Source organism: Nocardiopsis sp. YSL2 (assembly GCF_030555055.1).
Lineage (GTDB): Bacteria > Actinomycetota > Actinomycetes > Streptosporangiales > Streptosporangiaceae > Nocardiopsis.
This window is the reverse complement of the sequence record NZ_JAMOAO010000001.1, coordinates 2,825,918-2,849,272: the sequence shown is the minus strand read 5'-3', so window position 1 is coordinate 2,849,272 and position 23,355 is coordinate 2,825,918. Positions and strand designations below refer to the sequence as shown.

General features: G+C 68.7%; 22 protein-coding genes. 13 read left to right on the top strand and 9 right to left on the bottom strand.

What is annotated here, in order from left to right:
- Positions 1-58 precede the first annotated feature (58 nt).
- The 13 genes from M1P99_RS12330 (at position 59) to M1P99_RS12270 (ending at position 14,077) form a co-directional block, all read left to right on the top strand.
- Positions 59-1,831 (top strand): biotin carboxylase N-terminal domain-containing protein, encoded by a 1,773-nt coding sequence (locus M1P99_RS12330; protein ID WP_304452787.1) that lies wholly within the window; start codon positions 59-61, stop codon positions 1,829-1,831.
- Positions 1,832-1,989: 158 nt separating this feature from the next.
- On the top strand, positions 1,990-2,319 hold the full coding sequence (locus M1P99_RS12325) for a TcmI family type II polyketide cyclase (protein ID WP_304452786.1): 330 nt from the start codon (positions 1,990-1,992) through the stop codon (positions 2,317-2,319).
- On the top strand, positions 2,316-3,587 hold the full coding sequence (locus M1P99_RS12320) for a beta-ketoacyl synthase (RefSeq protein WP_304452785.1): 1,272 nt from the start codon (positions 2,316-2,318) through the stop codon (positions 3,585-3,587). Before M1P99_RS12325 ends, M1P99_RS12320 begins: the two co-directional genes overlap by 4 nt.
- Positions 3,584-4,801 carry a ketosynthase chain-length factor gene (locus M1P99_RS12315; RefSeq protein WP_304452784.1) on the top strand — a complete coding sequence of 406 codons (1,218 nt, stop codon included), beginning with the start codon at positions 3,584-3,586 and terminating at the stop codon, positions 4,799-4,801. The genes M1P99_RS12320 and M1P99_RS12315 overlap by 4 nt, the downstream gene beginning before the upstream one ends.
- Before the next feature lie 46 nt (positions 4,802-4,847).
- Positions 4,848-5,108: an acyl carrier protein gene (locus tag M1P99_RS12310; protein WP_304452783.1), complete on the top strand. Its 261-nt coding sequence runs from the start codon at positions 4,848-4,850 to the stop codon at positions 5,106-5,108.
- An 89-nt stretch (positions 5,109-5,197) separates the two neighbouring features.
- Positions 5,198-5,995, top strand: coding sequence for an SDR family NAD(P)-dependent oxidoreductase (locus M1P99_RS12305; RefSeq protein WP_304452782.1), 798 nt, complete (start codon positions 5,198-5,200; stop codon positions 5,993-5,995).
- Between the two features lie 47 nt (positions 5,996-6,042).
- The gene (locus M1P99_RS12300) at positions 6,043-6,987 is read left to right on the top strand and encodes an aromatase/cyclase (RefSeq protein WP_304452781.1); all 945 of its coding nucleotides are present in this window, start codon (positions 6,043-6,045) and stop codon (positions 6,985-6,987) included.
- Positions 6,988-6,989: 2 nt separating this feature from the next.
- A complete protein-coding gene (locus tag M1P99_RS12295; protein ID WP_304452780.1) occupies positions 6,990-8,477 on the top strand; it encodes an FAD-dependent oxidoreductase in 1,488 nt (495 codons plus the stop codon).
- 108 nt (positions 8,478-8,585) lie between these two features.
- Entirely contained in the window at positions 8,586-10,073 is a 1,488-nt protein-coding gene (locus M1P99_RS12290; RefSeq protein ID WP_304452779.1) for an FAD-dependent monooxygenase, read from the top strand.
- Between the two features lie 31 nt (positions 10,074-10,104).
- The gene (locus M1P99_RS12285) at positions 10,105-10,989 is read left to right on the top strand and encodes an alpha/beta fold hydrolase (protein WP_304452778.1); all 885 of its coding nucleotides are present in this window, start codon (positions 10,105-10,107) and stop codon (positions 10,987-10,989) included.
- Positions 10,970-12,244 (top strand): MFS transporter, encoded by a 1,275-nt coding sequence (locus tag M1P99_RS12280; protein ID WP_304452777.1) that lies wholly within the window; start codon positions 10,970-10,972, stop codon positions 12,242-12,244. The genes M1P99_RS12285 and M1P99_RS12280 overlap by 20 nt, the downstream gene beginning before the upstream one ends.
- A gap of 1 nt (position 12,245) precedes the next feature.
- Positions 12,246-13,814 (top strand): acyl-CoA carboxylase subunit beta, encoded by a 1,569-nt coding sequence (locus M1P99_RS12275; protein WP_304452776.1) that lies wholly within the window; start codon positions 12,246-12,248, stop codon positions 13,812-13,814.
- Positions 13,815-13,852: 38 nt separating this feature from the next.
- On the top strand, positions 13,853-14,077 hold the full coding sequence (locus M1P99_RS12270; protein ID WP_304452775.1) for an acyl-CoA carboxylase subunit epsilon: 225 nt from the start codon (positions 13,853-13,855) through the stop codon (positions 14,075-14,077).
- Positions 14,078-14,405: 328 nt separating this feature from the next.
- Here the strand turns inward: M1P99_RS12270 and M1P99_RS12265 are convergent, their stop codons facing one another.
- The 9 genes from M1P99_RS12265 to M1P99_RS12225 form a co-directional block, all read right to left on the bottom strand.
- A complete protein-coding gene (locus M1P99_RS12265; RefSeq protein ID WP_304452774.1) occupies positions 14,406-14,537 on the bottom strand; it encodes a hypothetical protein in 132 nt (43 codons plus the stop codon).
- 357 nt (positions 14,538-14,894) lie between these two features.
- On the bottom strand, positions 14,895-15,461 hold the full coding sequence (locus tag M1P99_RS12260) for an NADPH-dependent FMN reductase (protein WP_304452773.1): 567 nt from the start codon (positions 15,459-15,461) through the stop codon (positions 14,895-14,897).
- A gap of 10 nt (positions 15,462-15,471) precedes the next feature.
- The gene (gene panD / locus M1P99_RS12255) at positions 15,472-15,921 is read right to left on the bottom strand and encodes an aspartate 1-decarboxylase (protein ID WP_304452772.1); all 450 of its coding nucleotides are present in this window, start codon (positions 15,919-15,921) and stop codon (positions 15,472-15,474) included.
- Between the two features lie 27 nt (positions 15,922-15,948).
- Entirely contained in the window at positions 15,949-17,247 is a 1,299-nt protein-coding gene (locus M1P99_RS12250) for a PLP-dependent aminotransferase family protein (protein WP_304452771.1), read from the bottom strand.
- On the bottom strand, positions 17,244-18,320 hold the full coding sequence (locus tag M1P99_RS12245) for an alpha-hydroxy acid oxidase (RefSeq protein ID WP_304452770.1): 1,077 nt from the start codon (positions 18,318-18,320) through the stop codon (positions 17,244-17,246). The genes M1P99_RS12250 and M1P99_RS12245 overlap by 4 nt, the downstream gene beginning before the upstream one ends.
- Positions 18,320-19,387, bottom strand: coding sequence for a 4-hydroxyphenylpyruvate dioxygenase (gene hppD, locus M1P99_RS12240; protein ID WP_304452769.1), 1,068 nt, complete (start codon positions 19,385-19,387; stop codon positions 18,320-18,322). Before hppD ends, M1P99_RS12245 begins: the two co-directional genes overlap by 1 nt.
- Positions 19,388-19,437: 50 nt before the next feature.
- A complete protein-coding gene (locus tag M1P99_RS12235) occupies positions 19,438-20,745 on the bottom strand; it encodes an aspartate aminotransferase family protein (RefSeq protein ID WP_304452768.1) in 1,308 nt (435 codons plus the stop codon).
- Complete coding sequence (locus M1P99_RS12230; RefSeq protein ID WP_304452767.1) at positions 20,742-23,078, bottom strand: lantibiotic dehydratase; 2,337 nt, start codon at positions 23,076-23,078, stop codon at positions 20,742-20,744. Before M1P99_RS12230 ends, M1P99_RS12235 begins: the two co-directional genes overlap by 4 nt.
- A 36-nt stretch (positions 23,079-23,114) precedes the next feature.
- Complete coding sequence (locus M1P99_RS12225; RefSeq protein WP_304452766.1) at positions 23,115-23,354, bottom strand: phosphopantetheine-binding protein; 240 nt, start codon at positions 23,352-23,354, stop codon at positions 23,115-23,117.
- Between the last annotated feature and the right edge of the window lies 1 nt (position 23,355).

Below are 23,355 nucleotides of genomic sequence, written 5' to 3'. Positions count from 1 at the left end.
TCCCACTCCCGGAGTACAGGGGCACACCGACGGGAGCGAGTTCAGGAGAGGATCCAGCGTGCGCAAGGTGCTCATCGCCAATCGTGGGGAAATCGCCGTCCGCATCGTCCGTGCCTGCAGGGATTCCGGACTCGGCAGCGTCGCGGTCTATGCCTCGCCCGACGCGGACGCCCCGCACGTCCGTGCGGCGGACGAGGCGTTCGCACTCGGAGGCGACACTCCATCCGACAGCTATCTGGACGCCGACAAGGTTCTGCGAGCAGCCGCGGACTCCGGTGCCGACGCGGTCCACCCCGGCTACGGCTTCCTGGCCGAGAACGCCGACTTCGCCCAGGCCGTCATCGACGCCGGGCTCACCTGGATCGGCCCGCCCCCGTCCGCGATCACGGCCCTGGGCGACAAGGTCCAGGCCCGCCACATCGCGCAGAAGGTCGGTGCCCCGCTGGTGGCCGGCACGCCCGACCCGGTGGAGTCGGCCGAGGAGGTGGTGGCCTTCGCCGAGGAGCACGGGCTGCCCATCGCGATCAAGGCCGCCTTCGGAGGCGGCGGTCGCGGCCTCAAGGTCGCCCACACCCTGGCGGAGGTCGCGGACGCCTACGAGTCGGCGGTGCGCGAGGCCGTCACCGCGTTCGGGCGCGGGGAGTGCTTCGTGGAGCGCTACCTGGACCGGCCCCGCCACGTGGAGACCCAGTGCCTGGCCGACACGCACGGCAACGTCGTGGTGGTCTCCACCCGGGACTGCTCGCTGCAGCGCCGCCACCAGAAGCTCGTGGAGGAGGCTCCGGCCCCGTTCCTGAGCCCGGAGCAGAACGCGAAGCTGTACGCGGCGTCCAAGGCCGTCCTGGCCGAGGCCGGGTACGTGGGCGCGGGCACCTGTGAGTTCCTGGTCGGGGTGGACGGCACGATCTCCTTCCTGGAGGTCAACACCCGGCTCCAGGTCGAGCACCCGGTGACCGAGGAGGTCACCGGCGTGGACCTGGTCCAGGAGATGTTCCGCATCGCCGACGGCGAGGAGCTGGGCTTCACCGACCCCGAGGTGCGCGGGCACTCCTTCGAGTTCCGGATCAACTGCGAGGACCCCGGCCGGGGATTCCTGCCCGTGCCCGGCCGTGTCGGCCGCTTCGTCCCGCCCTCCGGCCCAGGCGTGCGCGTGGACGCCGGGGTGGAGCCGGGCACCGTGATCGCCCCCGCGTGGGACTCACTCTTGGCGAAGCTCATCGTCACCGGTTCCACCCGTGGACATGCGCTCCGACGTGCCGCCCGGGCCCTGAAGGAGTTCGAGGTCGACGGGCTGCCGACCGTCCTGCCCTTCCACCGAACCGTGATCGCGGACCCGGCGTTCGCCCCCGGCGCTGCCGGGTTCGACGGCCCGTTCACAGTCCACACACGCTGGATCGAGACCGACTTCGACAACCGCATAGCGCCGTTCGACCCGTCGACCGACACCCCTGAGGGGGCCGCCCCCGAGCGGGAGCGGGTCGTGGTCGAGGTCGGCGGCAGACGCGTGGAGGTCTCCCTCCCCGCCGATCTCGGAGGCAGCGGCTCCCGCAAGGGCACCGCCGTGCGCGGGCGGCCGGAGCGCCGGACCTCCAAGAACGCCACACCGTCCGCGTCGGGAGACACCCTCATCTCGCCGATGCAGGGCACGGTCGTCAAGGTCGCGACCGAGGAGGGCAAGCCCATCGAGGCGGGAAGCCCCGTGATCGTCCTGGAGGCGATGAAGATGGAGCAGCCGCTCAACGCCCACAAGGCCGGCACGGTCACCGGCCTGAGCCTCGAAGTCGGAGCCTCTGTGTCCTCAGGCGCGGCGATCTGCCGCATCGAGGACTGACGGCCCAGACCATCCTGAGGCAGCCACCATCCCGTCCTCACCCGCCTCCCACGACCTTCCCCGTCACGGTTCCGACCGACACACCGGCCCGAACCGGCCCCGGAGTTCCCGGAACTCCGGGCGCCCCCTACACAGTTCCCACCGCGAGGAGAGAACAGATGTACAGCACATTGATCGTCGCCCGGATGGACCTGGCATCGAGCAGCGAAGTGGCCGGGCTGTTCACCGACTTCGACAAGACAGAGATGCCGCACCTGATGGGAACGCGGCGCCGCCAGCTCTTCGCCTACCGAGGGCTCTACTTCCACCTTCAGGACTTCGGCTCCGACGACGGCGACCGGCGCATCGAGGAGGCCAAGAACGATCCGCGCTTCGTGCGCATCAGCGATGACCTCAAACCGTTCATCGGCGCCTACGACCCGGCCACCTGGCGCTCCCCCGCCGACGCGATGGCCACGCGCTTCTACTCGTGGGAGGCGGGCAAGTGACCGCCAGACGTGTAGCCATCACCGGGATCGAGGTCCTGGCGCCGGGTGGTGTCGGGCTCAAGGAGTTCTGGAGCCTGCTCACCGACGGCCGCACCGCGACCCGAGGGATCACCTTCTTCGACCCCGCTCCGTTCCGCTCACGGGTCGCGGCGGAAATCGACTTCGACCCCTACGAGCACGGACTGAACCCGCATGTGGTCCGCCGTACCGACCGGGCCGCGCAACTGGCGCTGGTCGCTGCGCGGGGCGCCGTCACCGACAGCGGTATCCGGTTCGACGAGGTCGACCCGCACCGGGTGGGCGTCACCATCGGCAGCGCCGTGGGCGCCACCATGGGTCTCGACGAGGAGTACCGGGTGGTGAGCGACGGCGGCCGCCTGAACCTGGTCGACAACGACTACGCCGTCCCGCATCTGTACAACTACCTGGTGCCCAGCTCCTTCGCGGCCGAGGTCGCCTGGGACACCGGCTCCGAGGGTCCGAGCACGGTGGTGTCCACCGGCTGTACCTCGGGAATCGACGCCGTGGGCTATGCCGTGGAGCTGATCCGCGAAGGCTCCGCCGACGTCCTCGTGGCCGGGGCGTCGGACGCCCCCATCTCACCCATCACCATGGCGTGCTTCGACGCCATCAAGGCGACCACTCCCCGCTATGACGAGCCGGAGCACGCCTCGCGCCCCTTCGACAAGAGCCGTAACGGCTTCGTCCTCGGCGAGGGCTCGGCCATGTTCGTCCTGGAGGAACTGGAGAGCGCTCGGGCACGCGGGGCCCACATCTACGCCGAGATCGCCGGATACGCCACCCGGAGCAACGCCTACCACATGACCGGTCTACGGCGTGACGGCGCGGAGATGGCCGAGGCGATCGACACCGCGATGGCCGAGGCCCGGCTCAACCCCGACGCGATCGACTACGTCAATGCCCACGGCTCCGGCACCAAACAGAACGACCGGCACGAGACCGCGGCCTTCAAGAAGAGCCTGGGCGAGCACGCCTACCGAACGCCGGTGAGCTCGATCAAATCGATGGTCGGCCACTCGCTGGGCGCCATCGGCTCCATCGAGATCGCCGCCTCCGCGCTGGCGATGGAACACGGCGTCGTGCCTCCGACCGCGAACCTGCACGATCCGGACCCCGAGTGCGACCTGGACTACGTACCGCTGACCGCTCGGGACCAGATCGTGGACTCGGTACTGACAGTCGGCAGCGGGTTCGGCGGCTTCCAGAGCGCGATGGTCCTGACCCGCCCGGAGAGGAGAACGGCATGAGCACACCGACCGTCGTCACCGGCCTGGGCATCGCCTCCCCGAACGGGCTCGGCACCCAGGACTTCTGGGCTGCGACCCTCAACGGCAAGACCGGCCTGGGACGGATCCGGAGCTTCGCCCCGGAGGGCTACCCCGCGCGGTTGGCGGGGGAGATCGACGGCTTCGACGCCAAGGAGCACCTCCCCGGAAGGCTGATCCCGCAGACCGACCGTATGACCCGGCTGGCTCTGGTGGCGGCGGACTGGGCGCTGGCCGACGCCGGCGTGGCCCCCGACGATCTGGCCGGCTTCGACATGGGCGTCATCACCGCGAGTTCCTCCGGAGGATTCGAGTTCGGCCAGAACGAACTGCGCAAACTGTGGAGTCTGGGCAGCGAGCACGTCAGCGCCTACCAGTCGTTCGCGTGGTTCTACGCGGTCAACAGCGGCCAGATCTCCATCCGCAACGGGATGAAGGGGCCCAGCGGCGTGGTGGTCAGCGACCAGGCCGGCGGTCTCGACGCGGTCGCGCAGGCCAGACGGCAGATTCGCAAGGGGACGAAGCTGGTCGTGTCCGGCTCGATCGACGCCTCGATCTGCCCGTGGGGCTGGGTGGCCCAGCTGGCCAGCGGGCGGCTCAGTACAGGAGAGGACCCCGAGACCGCCTACCTGCCCTTCGACCGCCGGGCGCACGGCCACGTTCCGGGTGAGGGCGGCGCCATCCTCGTGACGGAGTCCGCCGAGGCAGCCCGCGCGCGCGACGCGAAGGTCTACGGCGAGGTGGCGGGTTACGCCGCCACCTTCGACCCCCGGCCCGGCAGCGACCGTGAACCGGGCCTGCGAAGAGCGATGGAGTCAGCCCTCGCCGACGCGGGGACTCCGGCCGAGGATATCGATGTCGTCTTCGCCGATGCCGCCGCAGTCCCCGAACTGGACCGTGTCGAGGCCGAGGCCCTCAACGCCGTGTTCGGTCGCGGGGGTGTGCCCGTCACCGCGCCCAAGACGATGACGGGCCGCCTGTACTCGGGGGCGGCTCCCCTGGACCTGGCCGCGGCTTTTTTGTCCATGGAGCAGGGGGTCATCCCCCCGACCGTGAACGTGGCCGCCGACCCCGGGCACGGACTCGACCTGGTCGGCTCCGAACCGCGCACCGCCCCGGTGCGTTCCGCGATGGTCGTGGCACGCGGCCACGCGGGCTTCAACTCCGTGATGGTCGTTCGTTCAGCCGACTCCTGATCCTTCCCCCGATTCCCCATCCCCACCCACCGAAGAGAGGCATTCCATGGCACCGCAGTTCACCCTCGACGACCTCAGGCGCATCCTCCGTGAGGCCGCCGGCGAGGCCGAGAGCATCGACCTCGACGGCGACATCCTCACCAGTGAGTTCGAGGATCTCGGCTACGAGTCCCTGGCCCTGCTGGAGGCGGGCAGCAGGATCGAGCGCGAGTACGGCATCAAGTTGGACGACGAGACCCTGACCGACGCTGTGACCCCCGAGGCCCTCATCAAGGTCGTCAACGACCGCCTGGCCGCGTCCGTCTGACCTCGCATCCGTCGCCACGGCACCACCGGGCACTCCCCGTGCCCGGTGTCCCACCCATCCCCCACCCACCGGAAGAAGGAAGAGGGAGCATGTCGAACAACGACGAGCGGAACGACAAGCGGGTCGCGATCGTCACTGGGGCCACCAGCGGTATAGGGCTGGAGGTCGCCCGGCGGCTGGGCGACCAGGATCACCAGGTGTTCATCGGTGCCCGCAACGCGGAGAACGTGGACTCCACCGTCAAACAGCTCGGGGAGGAGGGCATCGAGGCCGCCGGCACCACCGTGGACGTGCGCTCGCGCGAGAGCGTGGGCGCGTTCGTCCAGGCAGCCGTGGACCGGTTCGGCACGATCGACGTCCTCGTGAACAACGCGGGCCGCAGCGGCGGGGGCGTCACCGCCGACATCGGAGACGACCTCTGGTTCGACGTGGTGGACACGAATCTCAACAGCGTCTTCCTGGTCACCCGGGAAGTGCTCAACACCGGCGGTATGCGGCACAAGGACCGCGGCCGGATTATCAACATCGCCTCCACCGCGGGCAAGCAGGGCGTCGTCCTGGGCGCCCCCTACTCGGCTTCCAAGCACGGTGTCGTCGGGCTGACCAAGGCACTGGGCAACGAGCTCGCCCCCACAGGCATCACCGTCAACGCGGTGTGCCCCGGATACGTCGAGACGCCCATGGCCGAGCGCGTCCGCCAAGGCTACGCGGCCGCCTTCGACACCACCGAGGAGGAGATCCTCGCGAAGTTCCAGAGCAAGATCCCACTCGGCCGCTACTCCACCCCGCAGGAGGTGGCCGGGATGGTCGGCTACCTGGCCTCGGATACCGCCGCCTCCATCACCTCCCAGGCGATGAACGTCTGCGGTGGCCTCGGCAACTTCTGATCAGCGCCGCCCTGCCCGCCCCGTTCAAGAGCATCACAGGAGAGAGCATGACCACCGGTCACCGCGAGGTGGAGCACGAGATCACCGTCTCGGCGCCCGCGTCCGCCGTCTACCGCCTCATCGCCGACGTGGCCAACTGGCCGCGGATTTTCCCCCCGACCATCTACGTCGACCACCTGGAGGAGTCCGGGAACGAGGAGCGCATCCGGATCAGCGCGACCGCCAACGGCGAAGCCAAGACGTGGACCTCGCGCCGAGCGCTGGACCCGCAGGGGTTGCGGATCGACTTCCGCCAGGAGGTCTCCGCTCCGCCCGTCGCCTCAATGGGCGGAGCCTGGGTCATCGAGCCGCTCGACGACGCCGAGTCTCGGATCCGGCTGCTGCACGACTACCAGGCGCTCGGCGACGATCCCGGCAGCCTGACCTGGATCGACGAGGCGGTGGACCGCAACTCGCGCTCGGAGCTCGCCGCCCTCAAGGACAACGTCGAGTTCGCCCACGCCGCGGAGGACGTCACCTTCTCCTTCACCGACACCGTCCGCGTCGACGGGTCGCCCAAGGACTTGTACGACTTCGTCAACGACGCCCACCTGTGGCCCGAGCGACTTCCGCACGTCGCCAGCGTCACGTTGGCGGAGGACACCCCCGGCCTCCAGACACTGGAGATGGAGACCAGAGCCAAGGACGGCTCCGTGCACACCACCAAGTCGTACCGGGTGTGCGTCGAGCACCGGAAGATCGCCTACAAACAGACCACTCTGCCCGCCCTGATGAAGCTGCACACCGGCTACTGGACTTTCGAGGAGGGTCCGGGCGACGGGACCACCGCCTCCTCCCAGCACACGGTCGTGCTCAATACCGACAACATCGCGCGGATCCTGGGGGAGGACGCCACGGTGGACGATGCCAAGGCCTACGTTCAGGGGGCACTGAGCACCAACAGCCTCGCGACCCTGAACCATGCCAAGCGGTACGCCGAGGGGGTGCGCTGACCATGGCCGAGAACCGCCCCGGTCGCTCCAGGGTCATCGTGGTCGGGGCGGGCCCGGTCGGCCTGATGCTCGCGTGCGAGCTGCGCCTCGCCGGGACCGAGGTGGTCGTGCTGGAGCGCAGGCCCGAGCCCACCACCGAGTCGAGAGCCTCCACACTGCACGCGCGCACGATGGAGATCCTCGACGATCGCGGCCTGGCCGACCGCTTGGGAACCCCGCCCGGCGACACCCGGGGCCACTTCGGCGGTGTCCCGCTCGACCTCACTCTGCCGAGCCGGTACCCGGGCCAGTGGAAGGTCCCGCAGACGCGGACCGAACAGGTACTCCAGGAACGGGCCGAGGAGCTGGGCGCGACCATCCTGCGCGGCTACGACGTACGGGCCGTGGACGAGGCCGACGACCGCGTCGTGGCGGAGGCCCGTGCTCCGAGCGGCCGGACCAAGTGGTTCCAGAGCCGCGTCCTCGTCGCCTGCGATGGCCAGGACAGCACGATACGGCGCCTGGTCAGAGCCGACTTCCCAGGTCACGCGGCCCGGCGCGAGCTGCTGCGCGCGGACGTCGCCGGGATCGACGTCCGCCCCCGGCGGTTCGAGCGCCTGGAGCGGGGGATGGTCGTCGCGGCCCGCCGCGACGACGGCGTCACCCGGGTCATGGCGCACGAGTTCGACGCGGTGGCCGGGGACCGGACCGCCCCTCCCGGGTTCGATGAGATCGCCACCGTATGGAGGCGCCTCACCGGGGAGCACATCGGCTCCGGGAAACCGCTGTGGGTGAACTCCTTCGACGACGCGAACCGCCAGGTGACCGGGTACCGCCAGGGCCGGGTCCTGTTCGCGGGCGACGCCGCGCACATCCAGATGCCCATTGGCGGACAGGCGCTCAACCTCGGTCTGCAGGACGCGGTCAACCTCGGATGGAAACTGCCCCTGTACACGTCCGGCCGAGCCGGATCCGACCTGCTCGACACCTACCAGGACGAACGGCACGCGGTGGGGCGCCGAGTCCTGGCCAACATCAGGGCGCAGGCGCAGTTGCTGCTCGGCGGCCCCGAGGTGGAACCGCTCCGGGAGCTGGTCACCCGGCTGATCTCGCTGGAGGACGTGCGCGTCCACCTCGCCGGCATGATCAGCGGCCTCGACGTCCGCTACGACGTCGGTGGGCTCGGTCCCCACCCGCTGGGCGCGCGCCTGCCCGACACAGTCCTGGCCGGCGATCCCAAGGCTGCGGAGGCCGCCCGGGCGCAGCTGCGTCGGGGGCGAGCCCTCCTCGTCGACCGCACGGGCGCACGGCGTGGCGGGCCGGCCGATGCCGCACGGCCGTGGTCGGACCTCGTCACAGTCGTCCCGGCCCTCCCCGAGCCTGCCGAGGGCGCGTCCGGCGGCAAGGCCCTCCTGGTTCGGCCGGACGGACACGTCGCCTGGGTCGGAGGCCCCGACGACGACCCGGGACCCAGCCTGCGGCGCTGGCTCGGACCGTCCCCGCACGCCTGAAGGGAGCGCGCCCGGGTGCTGCGCCCCGTCGCATCGACTCCCAGGGCTCGGACCGGGCCCGGTCCGAGCCCGCACCTTGATGAGCCACTCGACACATTACGGAGAGACATGCACACGGACACTGATGTCATCGTCGTGGGAGCGGGCCCGACCGGGCTGATGCTCGCTGGGGAACTCCGCCTGGGCGGAGCGCGGGTCACGGTGGTCGAACGACTGCCCGAACCCACCGGTCAATCGCGCGGGCTGGGCTTCACCGCACGGGCCATGGAGATCTTCGACCAACGGGGCCTGCACCCCAGATTCGGCGGTCTGGAGCCCTCCCCTCTCGGCCACTTCGGAGGGATCCGCTTCGACTACACCATCCTGGAGGGCGCGCACTTCGGCGCCCGCGGCGTCCCCCAGTCGACCACCGAGCAAGTACTCCAGGACTGGGCCCTCGACCTGGGCGCCCGCGTCGAACGCGGTTGGGAGGTCGTGGACGTCGACGACCATGGGGACAGCGTCGAGACCACCCTGGCCACCCCCGAGGGCGAGCGGGTCATGTCCTCGGCCTACCTGGTGGGCTGCGATGGCGGGCAGAGCACCGTACGCAAGGCCGTGGGCATCGACTTCCCCGGAACACCCGCGACCCGGGGGATGTACCTGGCCGACGTCGTCGGCGGTGATCTGGAGACCCGCTTCCTGGGGGAGCGGCTGCCGGGCGGCATGGTGATGGCGGCACCCCTGCGAGAAGGGATCGACCGCATCATCGTGGCCGAGCACGGGACCCCGGCGGGCGACCGCGGCAGGACCCCGGACTTCTCCGAGGTCGCCGACGCTTGGCAGCGCATCACCGGTGAGAGCATCCACCACACGACCGCCACGTGGGTCAGCTCCTTCACCGACGCCACGCGCCAGGCCGCCCAGTACCGCAAGGGCCGTGTGTTCGTGGCCGGGGACGCGGCGCACATCCACCTCCCGGCCGGCGGACAGGGGCTCAGTGTCGGCGTGCAGGACGCCGCCAACCTCGGTTGGAAGCTCGCCGCCGCCGTCCGCGGCTGGGCGCCGGAGGGTCTGCTGGACACCTACCACGACGAGCGACACCCCGTCGGGGAACGCCTCCTGATGAACACCCGTGCCCAGGGGATGATCTTCCTCGGCGGCAAGGAGGCCGACCCCCTGCGCGAGCTGTTCGGCGAACTCATGGCCTACGAGGACGTCAGGCGTCACCTGGCGGGGACCGTCAGCCACCTGGACGTGCGTTACCGGGTCGGCCAGGGCGGCCACCCCCTGCTCGGCGCGCGGCTGCCGCACACGCGACTGCGCGCCGACGGTGCGCTGATCGACACCGCCGCGCAGTTCCACGAGGCGCAGGGGGTCCTGATCGATCTTTCCGGCGACACCGACCTGCGCGAACTGGCGACCGCTTGGAAGGAGCGGGTCGCCGTCGTGGCGGCCGAGCCCGCCGGTCCGGAGACGTCCTCCGTCCTCGCGGAGGCGAGGGCGGTACTGGTCCGCCCGGACGGATACGTCGCGTGGGTCGGCGCAGACCCCGGGGACGAGGAGCCCGCCACCGCGCTCAGGCGGTGGTTCGGTGACCCGTCCGCCGAAGCCTGACTCCGCCTCTCGACCGACGACGGGAGACACGATGACGACCTCAGTGATGAAGGAGAGCACGCTGTCGCGCGGCGTGCGCCGGATTTCTCTGGAGACAGAGGAAGCCCCGGTCTCCGGACTACTCCTCGAACCAGAGGACGCGCCGGCGCGCGCCGCGGTGATCGCCGTCCACGGGGGAGGAGTCAACGCCCACTACTTCGACGGCCAGGCCCACCCGCAGGTGTCGCTCCTGGCGCTCGGCGCGCGCCTCGGGTTCTCGGTCCTGGCCGTCGACCGCCCAGGTTATGGACGGTATGCCGACCGGTTTCCCCTCGGACAGCGCCTGGTCGACCAGGCCGCCACTCTGCGGGAGGCGCTCCACGACTTCCGGACCCGGCACGACACAGGCGCGGGAATGTTCCTGCTCGCCCACTCCTACGGCGGCAAGCTGGCCCTGACCACCGCCGCCGACGACACTGCCGGTGACCTGCTGGGCCTGGACATCTCCGGGATGGGCCACCGCTACGCCGTCCACCCCGACCAGCTCGCCGACCCGCACGGCAAGGGCAGGTGGGAGCGCACGTGGGGCGGCCTGGGCCTGTACCCGCCCGGCACCTTCCAGCTCAGCAGCACGATGGTCTCGCCCATGCCGAGGAACGAGCTGACGGACGCGGCCGCATGGCCGAGGCTCTTCGACGGGGTCGCCGGGCAGATCAGAATCCCGGTCCGGCTGACCTTCGCCGAACACGAGCACTGGTGGCGGCACGACGACCAGTCCCTGGCCGACCTCGTCTCCCGGCTGAGCGGGGCACCGCGGGTGGTCGTGGACCGCCAGCCGAACGCGGGCCACAACATCAGCCTGGGGTGGGCGGCCCGCTCCTACCACCTACGCTCCATCGCCTTCCTGGAGGACTGCCTTGCCCAACGCGAGGGGTGAGCGGACCCTCACGCGGCGGGTGTTCGACGGGATGTTCCGTTCACTGGCCGTCCGCAACTTCCGGCTGTTCGCGATCGGCCAGGTCGTGTCCCTCATGGGCACGTGGATGATGATCGTGGCGCAGGACTGGCTGGTCCTCGGCCTTTCCGGGGACTCGGCCATCGCCCTCGCGACGGTGACGGCTCTGCAGTTCACCCCGCTGCTGCTGCTGACCCTGTATGGCGGGCGGCTGGCCGACCGGTTCGACAAGCGGGCCCTACTCGTCGGCGCGAACTCGGTCTCTGGTGCCCTGGCCCTGCTGCTGGCGTCCCTGGTGCTCACAGACGCCGTTCAGCTCTGGCACGTCTACGCCTTCGCGCTGTGCCTCGGTGTCGTCAACGCCTTGGAAGTTCCCACCAGGATGTCGTTCGTCAGCGAGATGGTCGGCTCCGATCTGCTCCCGAACGCCTCGGCGCTCAGCGCGGCCTACTTCAACACGGCCCGGGTCGCGGGGCCGGCGCTCGGCGGCCTGCTTCTCGCCTCCGTCAGTCCGGGCGCCGTGATGCTGGTGAACTCCGTCAGCTTCACGGCGACGGTGGCCGCTCTGCTGATGATGCGCGCGAAGGAACTACACCGCACGGCGAGCCGGGCGGCCCGAGGCGGTGTGGTGGACGGGCTACGCTACGTCGCCTCCCGTCCCGACCTCCTCCTACCGCTGTCCCTCATCGCCGTCGTCGGCCTGTTCGGGATGAACTTCGAGCTGACCCTGCCCCTGCTCGCCAGGACCGTGTTCGACGCCGGTCCAGCGGCGTTCGGGCTGCTGACCTCCGCGCTCGCGGCGGGATCCCTGCTGGCCGCCTTCGCTACCACAGCCCGGAAAGGGCGCCCGGCCCCGGGGGTCGTCGTCGGATCGGCCCTGGCATTCGGGGCAACCGAGGCCCTCACCGGGCTCGCACCCGGCTTCCCCGCCGCGATGGGGCTACTGTTCCTGACCGGTTTCGCCGCCATCTACTTCGCCCAAGCCGCCAACCACCGGGTCCAGCTCGGCAGCGATCCCGCCTACCGGGGTCGTGTCATGGCCCTCTACACGGTCGTCTTCACGGGGACCACCCCCCTCGGGGCCCTGCTCATCGGGTGGCTGAGCGAGGTATTCGGGGTGAGGGTGGGCCTGATCGCGGGCGGCCTGGCGTGCCTGCTGGCGGGGGCCGCCGCGCTGGCCCCCGCCAGCAGGCACCGCCCGAGTCCGGGACACACATACCGAAACGAAAGAGAGTGACATGTCGATCACCGAGTCCGACTTCGCCGCGCGGCTGGAGAAACTGGCCGAGATTCGGAATGGTGCCCACCAGGGTCCCTCTCCCAAAGCTACCGAGCGCCAACACGCCAAGGGCAAGCTCACCGCCCGCGAGCGGATCGACCTGCTGGTGGACAAGGACAGCTTCACTGACCTCGAGCCGCTGCGTCGGCACCGGGCCAGCGGGTTCGGGCTGGAAGCCAACCGACCGTACACGGACGGCGTCGTCACCGGGTGGGGGACGGTCGAGGGCCGAACGGTCTTCGTCTACGCCCACGACTTCCGGATTTTCGGCGGGGCCCTCGGCGAGGCGCACGCACAGAAGATCCACAAGGTCATGGACATGGCCCTGGCAGCCGGAGCCCCCCTGGTCTCGCTCAATGACGGCGCGGGAGCCCGTATCCAAGAGGGAGTCTCCGCCCTCGCCGGGTACGGCGGCATCTTTCAGCGCAACACCCAGGCCTCCGGGGTGATCCCACAGATCTCGGTGATGCTCGGCCCCTGTGCAGGAGGCGCCGCCTATTCCCCTGCCTTGACCGACTTCGTCTTCGCCGTCCGCGACATCTCCCAGATGTTCATCACCGGACCGGACGTGGTCCGGGCCGTCACCGGCGAGCAGGTCTCGCAGAACGAGCTCGGCGGTGCGGACGTGCACTCGGAGATCTCGGGGGTGGCGCACGCCGCATATGACGACGAGGAAAGCTGCCTCGCCGACGTGCGGTACCTGCTGTCCCTGCTCCCATCCAACAACCGCGAACTGCCGCCCGAAGCGGAGGGCGCGACGGACCCGGTGGACCGGCCGCTGAACAATCTGCTAGACATCGTGCCCACGGACGGCAGCGCCTCCTACGATGTGCGCGACGTCATCGCCCAGATTGTCGACGACGGCGACCACATGGAGGTCCACGCCACCTGGGCCCCCAACATCGTCTGTACGCTGGCCCGCCTGGACGGGCAGGTCGTCGGCATCGTCGCCAACCAGCCGACCGCCATGGCGGGCGTACTCGACATCAAGGCCAGTGAGAAGGGCGCCCGGTTCGTCCAGTTCTGTGACGCGTTCAACATCCCACTGGTCACCCTGATCGACGTCCCCGGCTTCCTACCCGGCGTGGACCAGGAGCACGACGGCATCATCCGGCGCGGCGCGAAGCTGCTCTACGCGTACTGCAACGCCACGGTCCCCCGGGTGTCCGTGGTGCTCCGCAAGGCCTACGGCGGCGCCTACATCGTCATGGACTCACGGTCGATCGGTGCGGACGTCGCCCTGGCCTGGCCCACGAACGAGATCGCCGTCATGGGAGCGGAGGGCGCCGCCAACGTTGTTTTCCGCAAGGAGATCGCGGCGGCCGAGAATCCCGACGAGGTCCGCCGCCAGAAGATCGAGGAGTACCGGAGGGAGCTGGTCCATCCCTACTACGCGGCCGAGCGGGGGCTCGTGGACGATGTGATCGACCCGCGCGAAACCCGGAGTGCGCTCGCCCGGTCCCTGGCCATGCTCGCCCGCAAGAACGCCGACCTCCCGCGGCGCAAGCACGGGAATCCCCCTCAGTGATGAATCCGTTACGGCCTCGCAAGACAAGGGAGTATCCAATGACCGGAACCACCATCGCATCCGAACGGCTGATCCGCGTGGACAAGGGAGAGATCTCTGAGGAGGAGCTGGCCGCCCTCACCGCCGTGCTGATCTCCTACGCCGCACGCGTGAATGAGCCCGAGGCCCAGTCCCGCCCCCGATCCGCCGCGGTCTGGCAGCGGCTCGAACGGGAGGCGGCCTTCAATGGTGCACGGTCCTGGTGCCTCGCCACCGCGTCCTGATTTCTACTGGGGGTCTACGATTCGGTGCGTGCTAGCAGGTGAGACGTGATGATCCCCTCTCTGCTTTTGTTCGCGGTGCGGTCGGAGACCAGGCCAGCGTTGGCCCAGTAGGTGACCGAGGGTTCTCGCGTGGGTGGGCCCAGCGTGTCGGTTGCTTCGAGCGTTTGTGGTCGGCGTCCAGCAGCACCCCCTCCGAGAAGTGACGAAAGCAGGAGTCGATGCCTCCGGCGCGGACTGCGGTGGCGTCGTGCATCCGTCCGAGCCGCAGCAAGTCGGTCCACAGCGTGCGTCCGCGATGGTCGGCGACGACGGTGGCCTTCATAGTGTTCTACTTCTTCTTGCCCGAGACGAACGCCCGCCGCCCGCCTCGACCCGCACGGGGCGGGCGCACCTGGATCTCGGTGGCCTCCAGCGTCAGTTCGACGCCTTCGGCCTGGGCGTAGGCAAACACATCCGACAAGGTGCGCAGACACACCCCTGGGCGATCGGAAACCGCGCACCAGCCTGTCGGTCGATATATGATTATTCATCGCGATTTTCCGAATTAGCCTTGCTTTTGTCACATGCAAGCCACATGTGAATTTCACAGCATCCCACCAAAGCGAATGACGCCCACACGACCACATTGGAGCCGACGATCCCGGTTCTGCAAACCGGGAGCCATTGATGCGGCATAGACAGGCCGTCGATCGACCCACCTGGCTTCGCTCTGCCTTCGACAGAGGAAGGATTCTCGAACCGAGGTTTGTCGCGTGCACCATATTCGTCGCACCCAGGTGCTTTTCCGATCCCGGCTGAACAGACTCGCTCACGACGGTCAGTGCCTCGGCGGAGGCTGGGCCGCCGGTTCGACACGGAACGACGAAAGCTGTAGGGCAAGCTGGGATACACGGGCCTTCATGGGGCCTGCGGAGTAGGATTCCACACTTGTCCGCGAGGTATCGACCGCGATCCCGAGCGGTGTGGGCCAGCCCCGCAGGGCGTGGGTGATGTCCCGCAGTACGTTGAGCGTGTTGACTGCGGCCTGCTGCCCTCGTGCGGTGCTGAGCAGCCCGACCGGTCGTCCATCGAGGTAGGGCCGCGCGTCCGCGCGCAGTTCCTCCAAGTGGTCGATCGCGTTCTTGACCAGGCCGGAAACCGACCCATGGTAGGAAGGCGAACCGATGACCACGGCGTCGGCGGCTCGCACGCACTCCACGAACGCCTTGACCTCCCTGGTCGGCGCCGACCCGTGCCCATAGATCGGGAATGCCGCCAGGGCGGTACCGCTGAACATCCGTGTCCGGTGCACCCCTGTGTTTTCGACGGCACCCAGCACGGCACGGACGAGTTCCTCGGTTCCCGACCCGTCCCTGGCCGATCCCCCTATGCCCACGATTCGCATGGTGTTGTCCTCACGATCGTCCTGGAGCCCTTTCCGTACCGCCTCCTGGCACCGCATGGGGGCCGCGGCTGGTTCCACTTCCCCTGACCGGTTCCGAGGGGTCATCGCCGAGATCGGTCACCCGGTTGTCCGCGTCCACGTGAACCACCTTCGGGCGCAGACTTGCGGCGTCCTCGTCGCCGACCTGGACATAGCTGATGAGGATGACGAGGTCTCCGGGGTGGACCAGGTGCGCTGCGGCGCCGTTGATGCCGATCACCCCGGTTCCCGGCTCGCCCTCGATCACGTAGGTGTCCAGCCGGGATCCGTTGGTGATATCGACGATCTGTACCTGTTCTCCGGGAAGCAGGTCTGCGGCCTTCATCAAGTCGGTGTCGACCGTCACCGATCCGACGTAGTGCAGGTCAGCTTGGGTCACTGTGGCCCGGTGGATCTTCGACTTGAACATGGTGCGGAACATGGGGTCCTCTTCTGGGATGGTGCGGCTTCACCGCAGCCGGGACAGGATGTAGTCGCGAAGTCGGTCCAGGCCGATGTCGATCATGTCTGTGGAGATGGCGCTACAGGACAACCGCAGTTGGTTCTCTCCTCCGTCCGGTCCGTGGAAGTGGGACATCGGTGTCCACAGGACCCCGTACTTGTCGGCGCACACCTGCAGGTCCTCGTCGTCGACCGTGAAGGGCAGCGTCAGCACGACGAAGAATCCTCCCGTCGGACTGGTCCAGGTCACCTCGTCGGAGAACTCTCCCAATCGGTCGCGCAGGCCTGCCAGGAGATGGTTCAGGTTGCGTTGGTAGAACGCCCTCTCCTGGCTGTTGGCCCGGGCGAGACTGAAGTCGCTCTCCAGCAGACAGCCCGCCACGACCGCTTGGGCGATAGGCGAGGTGTTGACCGTGAGCATGCTCTTGAGCCGGGACAGGTAGAAGGCGAGCGGATGTGCACCACCGCGATCGTCCTCCACCTGCTGGTCGGCCACGAGATAGCCGACCCTGGCTCCGGGCACCACGGTCTTGGCGAAGGACCCCAGGTAGACGACCCGCTGTGTCCGGTCGAGTGCCTTCAGCGTCGGCAGTCTCGCCTTCTCGCCGTGGAAGAGCCCATAGGGGTTGTCCTCCAGCAGGAGGATGTCCTCCTCTTCCGCCATCCGCAGCAACGCCCGGCGGGCCGGCAGGTCCATGCTGACAGCGGAGGGGTTGGCGAAGTCGGGCATCACATACAGGGCGCGGGGAGTCCGCCCTTCCGCTCTGGCCTGGCGCACCTGGGAAGCCAGATGGGACAGGCTCACACCGGTCTCGTCGGTGGGGACCGGCAGGACCGGTATGTCGGCGAGCTTGGCCGCCCCGCTCAACCCCACGTAGGTCGGTGACACGGCCATGACCAGGTCCCGCTCATCGGCCCGCAGGGCCCGTAGCACGAGGAACATCGCCTCTTGGCATCCCACCGTGACCACGATGGATTCGCCTTCGGTCTCGATCCCCTCGTCCACTGCCAGATGCCGGGCGATGAGGTCGTTGATGACGCCGCCCGCCGGACCGTACTGCAACAGCGTCCGGGTGGCCCGGTCAGACCCCAGCCCCTGGACGCTCTCCAGGTAGCGGTGGTAGGTCTCCAGACGCCGGTGAACGGACTCCAGCGAGAGGAAGCCGTCGAAGGGTCGTCCGGCCGCCATCGACACCGCGTTCGGATAGCGTTCCGCGACCTCGTTGAGGAAGTCCATCGAAGCGAACGTGGAGTCCTCCAGCGCCCAGTGCAATCGGCCCAGCCTCATCTCCTCTCCCTGTGTCACGACCCCACCTCGACATCGAGATCACCAGCGTCGCCAGGACTCGAACACCCGGCGAGGACCAGCGCCTCGGCCAGTTCGGTCTGCAGCAGGTCGAGCACACGCGTCACACCCTCGCGGCCGCCCACGGCCAACCCCCACAGCACAGGGCGCCCGATGAGGACTCCCGACGCACCGAGGGCCAGCGCACGCAGGATGTCGGCTCCGCTGCGCACCCCGCTGTCGAACAGGATTCGGCACCGCTCGCCTACGGCGTCAGCGATCGGGCCTATCCGGGCGCTGGCCGGGGGCCCCGCACCGAACTGCCGTCCGCCGTGGTTGGACACCACGACCGCGTCGGCCCCGTGGTCGGCGGCCAGAACCGCGTCGCGAGGGTCGAGAATCCCCTTGACGACGATGGGCATATCGCACCACTCACGCACCTTGCGCACGTGGTCCCACGTCAGCGCTGGATGGAAGAGCCCGTTGGTGTGGCGGGCGACAGCCGAGCCGCTGCCCTGGCGATGGGCCTCGCCGAACGCCTCGTCCAACAGGACGGCCCGCACCGACGGCGGCAGGCGAAAGCCGTTGCGGATGTCGCGGGGCCTGCGTGCCATCACCGGGACGTCCACAGTGATGACCAGGGCGCGGCAGCCCACCTCCTGGGCATGCTCGACCAGCTCTCGCACGCGTCGGTCGCTGCCCACCCAGTACAGCTGGAACCACAGATCCGCATCCGTCGCGGCGATGTCTCCCAGCGACCGGCTGGTCAGGGTGCTCACCGAGAACGGGATACCGTGCTCCTTCGCCGCCTGAGCAGCCTCCACCTCGCCCTCAGGATGCATCAGGCACTGGTAGGCCATGGGAGCCACGGCGAGAGGGGCCTGCGCCCAGCCGCCGGGCAAGGGGGCTCGGGTGCTGACCGCGGCGGCGCCGGTCAGCACCCGGGGAATCACGTGGACCGCATCGAGCCCTGTGCGGTTGGAGCACACGGCCTCCCGGGTGCTTCCCCCTGCGACGAAGTCCCAGACCGATGCCGGCAGAGCGGCTTCGGCGCCCCGCTCCAGATCCGCCAGGTCGACCGCTTCGGCGGCCATCACAGGGAACGCTCCTGCTCCACCGCTTCGTACAGAGCCTTGATGTTGCCGCTGCCGAACGTGGTGGCTCCCAGACGCTCGATGACCTCGAAGAAGAAGGTGCGTTTGGGGTGGGTGGAGCGCGCGAAGATCTGGAACAGCTGCCCGTCGTGGTCCTCGTCGACGAGCAGGTCGAGCCGGCGCAGTTCGTCCACGCTGTGTCTGCTCAGTTCCAAACGCTGGGACAGCTGCGTGTAGTAGGTCTCCGGGGTGGGCAGGAATTCCGTTCCGCGTCCTCGCAGCGCCCCCACTGTCGCGACGATGTCGTCCGTGGAGAAGGCGATGTGCTGCACCCCCGCGCCGGCATGGTTCTTCAGGAACCCGTCGATCTGGCCCGGTTCACGGCGTTGGTCAGGCTCGATGAGAGTGAGGGTGACCTCGCCCGAGATGCTCTGCACCACCTTGGAGTTCATCGCCTGGTCGCCCACGACGATGTGCTCGGCGAAGATGTCCTCGAAGCCCAGGGCATCGATGTAGAAGCGCACGGTCGGTTCGAGCTGACCAGCCTCCAGGCACACCGCGAAGTGGTCCACCTCGAGCAACCCGGTGCTCCCCTTCTCGCCACCGGTGGACCTGACCGTGCTCAGGCCGGGAAGGCTCTGGTCATCGACCCCGGAACCGCGTTCCACAAAGGTGTGCACCACATCGCCGAACCCGGCGACCGTAGCCGTCACGATCCCCTCGTGTTCCGAGGGGGGAGAAACCGGACGTGCTCCCCGGTCGACGGCCGCGGCATAGGCGGCACGGGCGTCGGGTGTGCGCATGGCGATGTCCGCGACGCCGTCTCCGTGGGCGCTGGTGTAGGGAGTCGCAGGGTGGTCATCGACCAGTGCCTGGGTCATCACCAGTCGGATGCTTCCGGCCCCCACCGCGACGGACTCCTCCTGCGCGTCGGTGCCGGCCTCTCCGAGGGCATAGACCTCCAGCCCATAGCTTCTCTTCACTCGTTCGGCAGCGGCACTCGCATCGGCGACGTGGAACCGGACGTGGTCCACCGACAGCTGCCGTAGGGCCGGGTGAGTCGTCATGTCTTCGCCTCTCGTGGTTCGGGTGGGATGGGGACGGGGGATGCCCACCGTCAAATGGCGAGCACGTAGTCCGAGTTCAGGGCCGCGACCACCGCTTCGGTGACGCGGTCGACCTCCTCCGCGGTGATCACCAGTGGTGGGGCGAGGATGATGTTCGCTCCACTGCGCCGGACCAGGACACCGTCCTGCTGCATGCTCTGTTTCACGCGTACCGCGCGCCGGGGCGAGTCGAGTTCGACGACGACGAGCAGGCCACGGCCACGCAGATCACGAACGAACGCGGTATCCCCGACGCCGCCCGCGCCCAGGCCCTCGAGGAGCTGGCGGCCGCGTTCCTGGGTGTTCGCCAGCACACCCGCGCCCTCCAACTGGTCCAGCACGGCCAGAGCCGTCGCGCACGCCGTGGCGTGTCCCGAATGCGTGTGCCCGTGAGCCAGGCCGCCCACGTCCCGATCGTGCTCGAAGGCGTCGAACACGCGCTGTGTGGTGGTCACCGCGCCCAGGGAGGCGTAGCCGGCGGTCAGCCCCTTGCTGGTGGCAAGGATGTCGGGGCGGATGTCGGCGTACTCGTAGGCGAACATCCGCCCGGTGCGGCCGAAACCCGTCATGACCTCGTCCAGGATCATCAGCACACCGTGCTCGTCGCACAGTTTGCGCAGTTCCCACAGGTACTCGTCGGGGACGATGTGCCCGCCCAGCCCCTGAACGGGCTCCAACAGCACCGCGGCCGTGCGGCGGCCGTGTTCACCAAGGTGGTCGCGGATCACGTCCAGGCCGCCGCGGTCTCCCATGCCCGGCGCAGCGGGGGGAACCGGACCGGGCAGGCTGACGAACCCGGCCTCGGGGGCGGCTCCGGTGGTGGCGGCGAACGCGGCCATGGTGGTGCCGTGGTAGCCGTTCCTCAGGGAGACGACCTGCGTCCGCTCGGATGAGCCCGAAAGGGTGTGGTAGGAGCGGGCGATGCGCACACACGCCTCGATCGCCTCGGAACCGCTGTTGCAGAAGAAGGTCCGGTTCAGTTCCGGGCCGGTCAGGCCCGCTATTCGACGCGCCAGCTCGATCGCGGGAACACTGGTCCCCTCGATCATGTCGTAGGTCATCAGCCGCGACAGCTGGTCGCTCACCGCGTCGATGACCGGCCGACATCCGTAACCCAGGGTGGCGTTGAGCCCAGAGGCCTTGGCGTCGAGGAAGCCGCGCCCGTCGGCGTCCCAGACCCGGCAGCCCTCTCCGGAGACGATGACCAGCGTCTCCGAGCTGATCCTGTTGGGTGCCCAGGGGTGCCACAGGTGGGCGCGGTCCCGTTCGAGCCATGTGTCGCTGCCGTGGTTCGCCTGCGGCGATGGAGCACGACTCATTCTTCCGCTCCTTTCGTCGGGTGGGTCGCAGATCCCTCAGAGTGTGTTCTTCTGCGCTGGTCGACCCAGGTGAAGCGAAGTTCTGACGTGTAGCGGGCGCCCGTTGCATCGGTCAGCCACAGATCGTCGTGGGCGGGGAACATCTCCACGAAGGTGATCGTCTTGTCCGCCAGGCGTTCGTCCGCCAGCGTGCGCCGGACCAACTTGGACAAGGCGTTGACGTACACCGGGCTGTCGAAGTCGACGTAGACGGGTTTCTCAGCGGCCCTGGACTTGGCGAAGACGAACCGCGGCATGCCCGAGTCCGTGCGCCACCGACGGGTGCGGACGAACCGCCTGGCCTCCTGCCGCTCGTTCGCGAACGTGAGGTCCCCGGCGCTGATCCGCCAGCTTTCTCTGGCGATGACCAGGTCGTCGATACTGACCCGGGGCATATGGGGACGATCGGAGAAGAGCTGGAAGCGATCGATCACCATGCCCATGAGCATCTCGGAGAAGACGTCGATGAGTTCATGGCGGTGACCGTCGGGCAGGTGGACCACGATCCTGCCCGCCTCTTCGGTGGCGGTGACATCGCGGCTCAAGTACAGCCCAGGCCGTCCCGCGGGCACCGTGTGGTGGCTGAACTCCACCAACCGATCGGTATCCCTGATCAGGCCCGGGTGCGTGCGGACCGACAGTCGGGGCGGGCTCTCCTTGGGCAGGACCGTCAGCAGCCTCGGTTCGGGAAAATCCTCGTCGACGGTCGCCAGCAGCTCGGCCTGGTTCGGGTGCTGGGTCACGAAGCAGTGGCTACGCACGGTGTTGATGGCCATGTGGATCTCGCCCAGCACCAGCTTGCGGTTGTAGCTGGGTGCGTCCAGGTCAGGAGCGGCCACCATGACGTCGGGACAGAAGTAGCGGGCTCCCTCCCAGCCGGGGGCGGTGTCCGGGAACTCCTCGAATACCGAGGGGAGCAGGTCGTCGTGGGCGAAGTGGATCTCGCGACCGTCCTCGGGCAGGGGGATGATCCGCGACCACTTCTCGGTGAACTCCTTCTCCGTAAGCTCCAGGGACTGCTCGATGACGCGGGTCAGCGGACGCAGCGACTCGAACCACAGGGTGGACAGGTCCACCGGGCCGCCGTGCTTGTCGACGGCCTTGGCGTGGACGGACACCAGTGTGTCCCGGACCTCTTCCCCGATACGGAAGCAGAACCACCGGGCGGCACGCGCCAACAACCCGATCGGGCGACAGGCCCCGATGAGGTCCCGGCCGACGCTGATGTCCAGGTCGCGGCTGGTGTCGTGGTAGACGAGCGTGCGCCCCCCGTAGGTACGTCCTTCGTTGCGCGTGGAATCAGTCCCCGTGATGGTGGCGAAGAGCGCGTCAAGCCCCCCAAGCGCCTCAGCGAGTTCGTCGGCCCGTTCGGCCTTCCAGACGTGTCGGCGGGCCTCTTCCAGCGAGTCCAACCAGCCAAGGGCCACATCCCTGGGCTCGTCGTCGCCGACCCCCTCCAGGAAAGCGCGGAGGTCCTCCTCGGGGTGGGGGGTGATGGGCAACTCCAGGGCATGGACCACCCATCGCCGTTTGGCCAGCGCGGCAACGCTCTCCTCGGCCTCGGCCAAGGACAGGCCGGCCCGTTCCGCGATGGCGTTCAGCCGCATGGTGCCGTCGCTCAGACGCAACACCTCGCGCTGGGCCGGAGCCAGGCGCACACGCGGGCCGATCGGAGGCACGACGTCGTCGCCCTCCAACCGGATGAAGGAGACCATGCGGGGCATGAGCCAGGGGCCCATACCCGGCACACGTTCCACCGCCCGCGCCAGAGCGTCGACGGCCCACGCCTCGAAGTAGACGTCACCGTCGCGGATCAGCCGGTGCCCGGGCCGTACCGAGGACGTGAGCTCGTCCTCGATCCTCCCCCAGGCGGAAGGACCGAAGAACCCGATGGTGTCGTTCTTGACGCAGTACCTCTGCCAGTAGTTCGCAATGAGTTCCTCGCGCTGGCGATGCTTGGAATTGCGTTTCCCCGAGGTGGCGTCCCACTGCAGAAAGGGGCGTACAGCCCCGTCCACGAGTCGGTGGTTCTGCCAGGTCAGGGCGCGTAGAAAGTCGTCTCGCGACGCGATCTTCTGCAGTTCGGCGGAGATTCGCCGCGCCGCTGCCTCGTACTCGTCCTCGAAACGCTCCCACATACCCTGGTCGTCCTGGCGGTCGGACGCCGCGACCGTGTCGGCGGCGCCGGCCAGCTCGGTGTCGGCCAGCCGCAGAACGCCCTCGGCGGAAAAACCCGCCCCGCGTACCAGTAGGTGGCGCCAAAGACGCCAGTCACCGATGTCGTCATTTCGCATGCGACTCCCTTCCCCACCCCGCACAGCCACGCCCGCTCACGTGCTGGCATTGAGTTCGGTGATGGCTTTCGCGCAACTGCTCGCAGTGGGATTGACATAAACGATCAACGGGTCCACCTCCTGCCCGAGCTTCTCGGAGATGGTGTATGACACCTCCACGGCCAGCAACGAGTCACCACCCACGGAGAAGAAGTCGTCGTCAGTCCCCAGTTCCGGATTGCGCAGGACATCACGGAACGTCGCCAGAATCAGCTCTTCCAATTGCTCAGTAGTCAAT

What these genes read in the sequence shown, in the direction of transcription:
- M1P99_RS12305 (WP_304452782.1), top strand. Translation starts at nt 5,198, where the DNA reads ATGTCGAACAACGACGAGCGGAACGACAAGCGGGTCGCGATCGTCACT.
- M1P99_RS12310 (WP_304452783.1), top strand. Translation starts at nt 4,848, where the DNA reads ATGGCACCGCAGTTCACCCTCGACGACCTCAGGCGCATCCTCCGTGAG.
- hppD (WP_304452769.1), bottom strand. Translation starts at nt 19,387, where the DNA reads ATGACGACTCACCCGGCCCTACGGCAGCTGTCGGTGGACCACGTCCGG.
- M1P99_RS12315 (WP_304452784.1), top strand. Translation starts at nt 3,584, where the DNA reads ATGAGCACACCGACCGTCGTCACCGGCCTGGGCATCGCCTCCCCGAAC.
- M1P99_RS12260 (WP_304452773.1), bottom strand. Translation starts at nt 15,461, where the DNA reads ATGCGAATCGTGGGCATAGGGGGATCGGCCAGGGACGGGTCGGGAACC.
- M1P99_RS12295 (WP_304452780.1), top strand. Translation starts at nt 6,990, where the DNA reads ATGGCCGAGAACCGCCCCGGTCGCTCCAGGGTCATCGTGGTCGGGGCG.
- M1P99_RS12270 (WP_304452775.1), top strand. Translation starts at nt 13,853, where the DNA reads ATGACCGGAACCACCATCGCATCCGAACGGCTGATCCGCGTGGACAAG.
- panD (WP_304452772.1), bottom strand. Translation starts at nt 15,921, where the DNA reads ATGTTCCGCACCATGTTCAAGTCGAAGATCCACCGGGCCACAGTGACC.
- M1P99_RS12325 (WP_304452786.1), top strand. Translation starts at nt 1,990, where the DNA reads ATGTACAGCACATTGATCGTCGCCCGGATGGACCTGGCATCGAGCAGC.
- M1P99_RS12300 (WP_304452781.1), top strand. Translation starts at nt 6,043, where the DNA reads ATGACCACCGGTCACCGCGAGGTGGAGCACGAGATCACCGTCTCGGCG.
- M1P99_RS12230 (WP_304452767.1), bottom strand. Translation starts at nt 23,078, where the DNA reads ATGCGAAATGACGACATCGGTGACTGGCGTCTTTGGCGCCACCTACTG.
- M1P99_RS12285 (WP_304452778.1), top strand. Translation starts at nt 10,105, where the DNA reads ATGACGACCTCAGTGATGAAGGAGAGCACGCTGTCGCGCGGCGTGCGC.
- M1P99_RS12275 (WP_304452776.1), top strand. Translation starts at nt 12,246, where the DNA reads ATGTCGATCACCGAGTCCGACTTCGCCGCGCGGCTGGAGAAACTGGCC.
- M1P99_RS12290 (WP_304452779.1), top strand. Translation starts at nt 8,586, where the DNA reads ATGCACACGGACACTGATGTCATCGTCGTGGGAGCGGGCCCGACCGGG.
- M1P99_RS12235 (WP_304452768.1), bottom strand. Translation starts at nt 20,745, where the DNA reads ATGAGTCGTGCTCCATCGCCGCAGGCGAACCACGGCAGCGACACATGG.
- M1P99_RS12245 (WP_304452770.1), bottom strand. Translation starts at nt 18,320, where the DNA reads ATGGCCGCCGAAGCGGTCGACCTGGCGGATCTGGAGCGGGGCGCCGAA.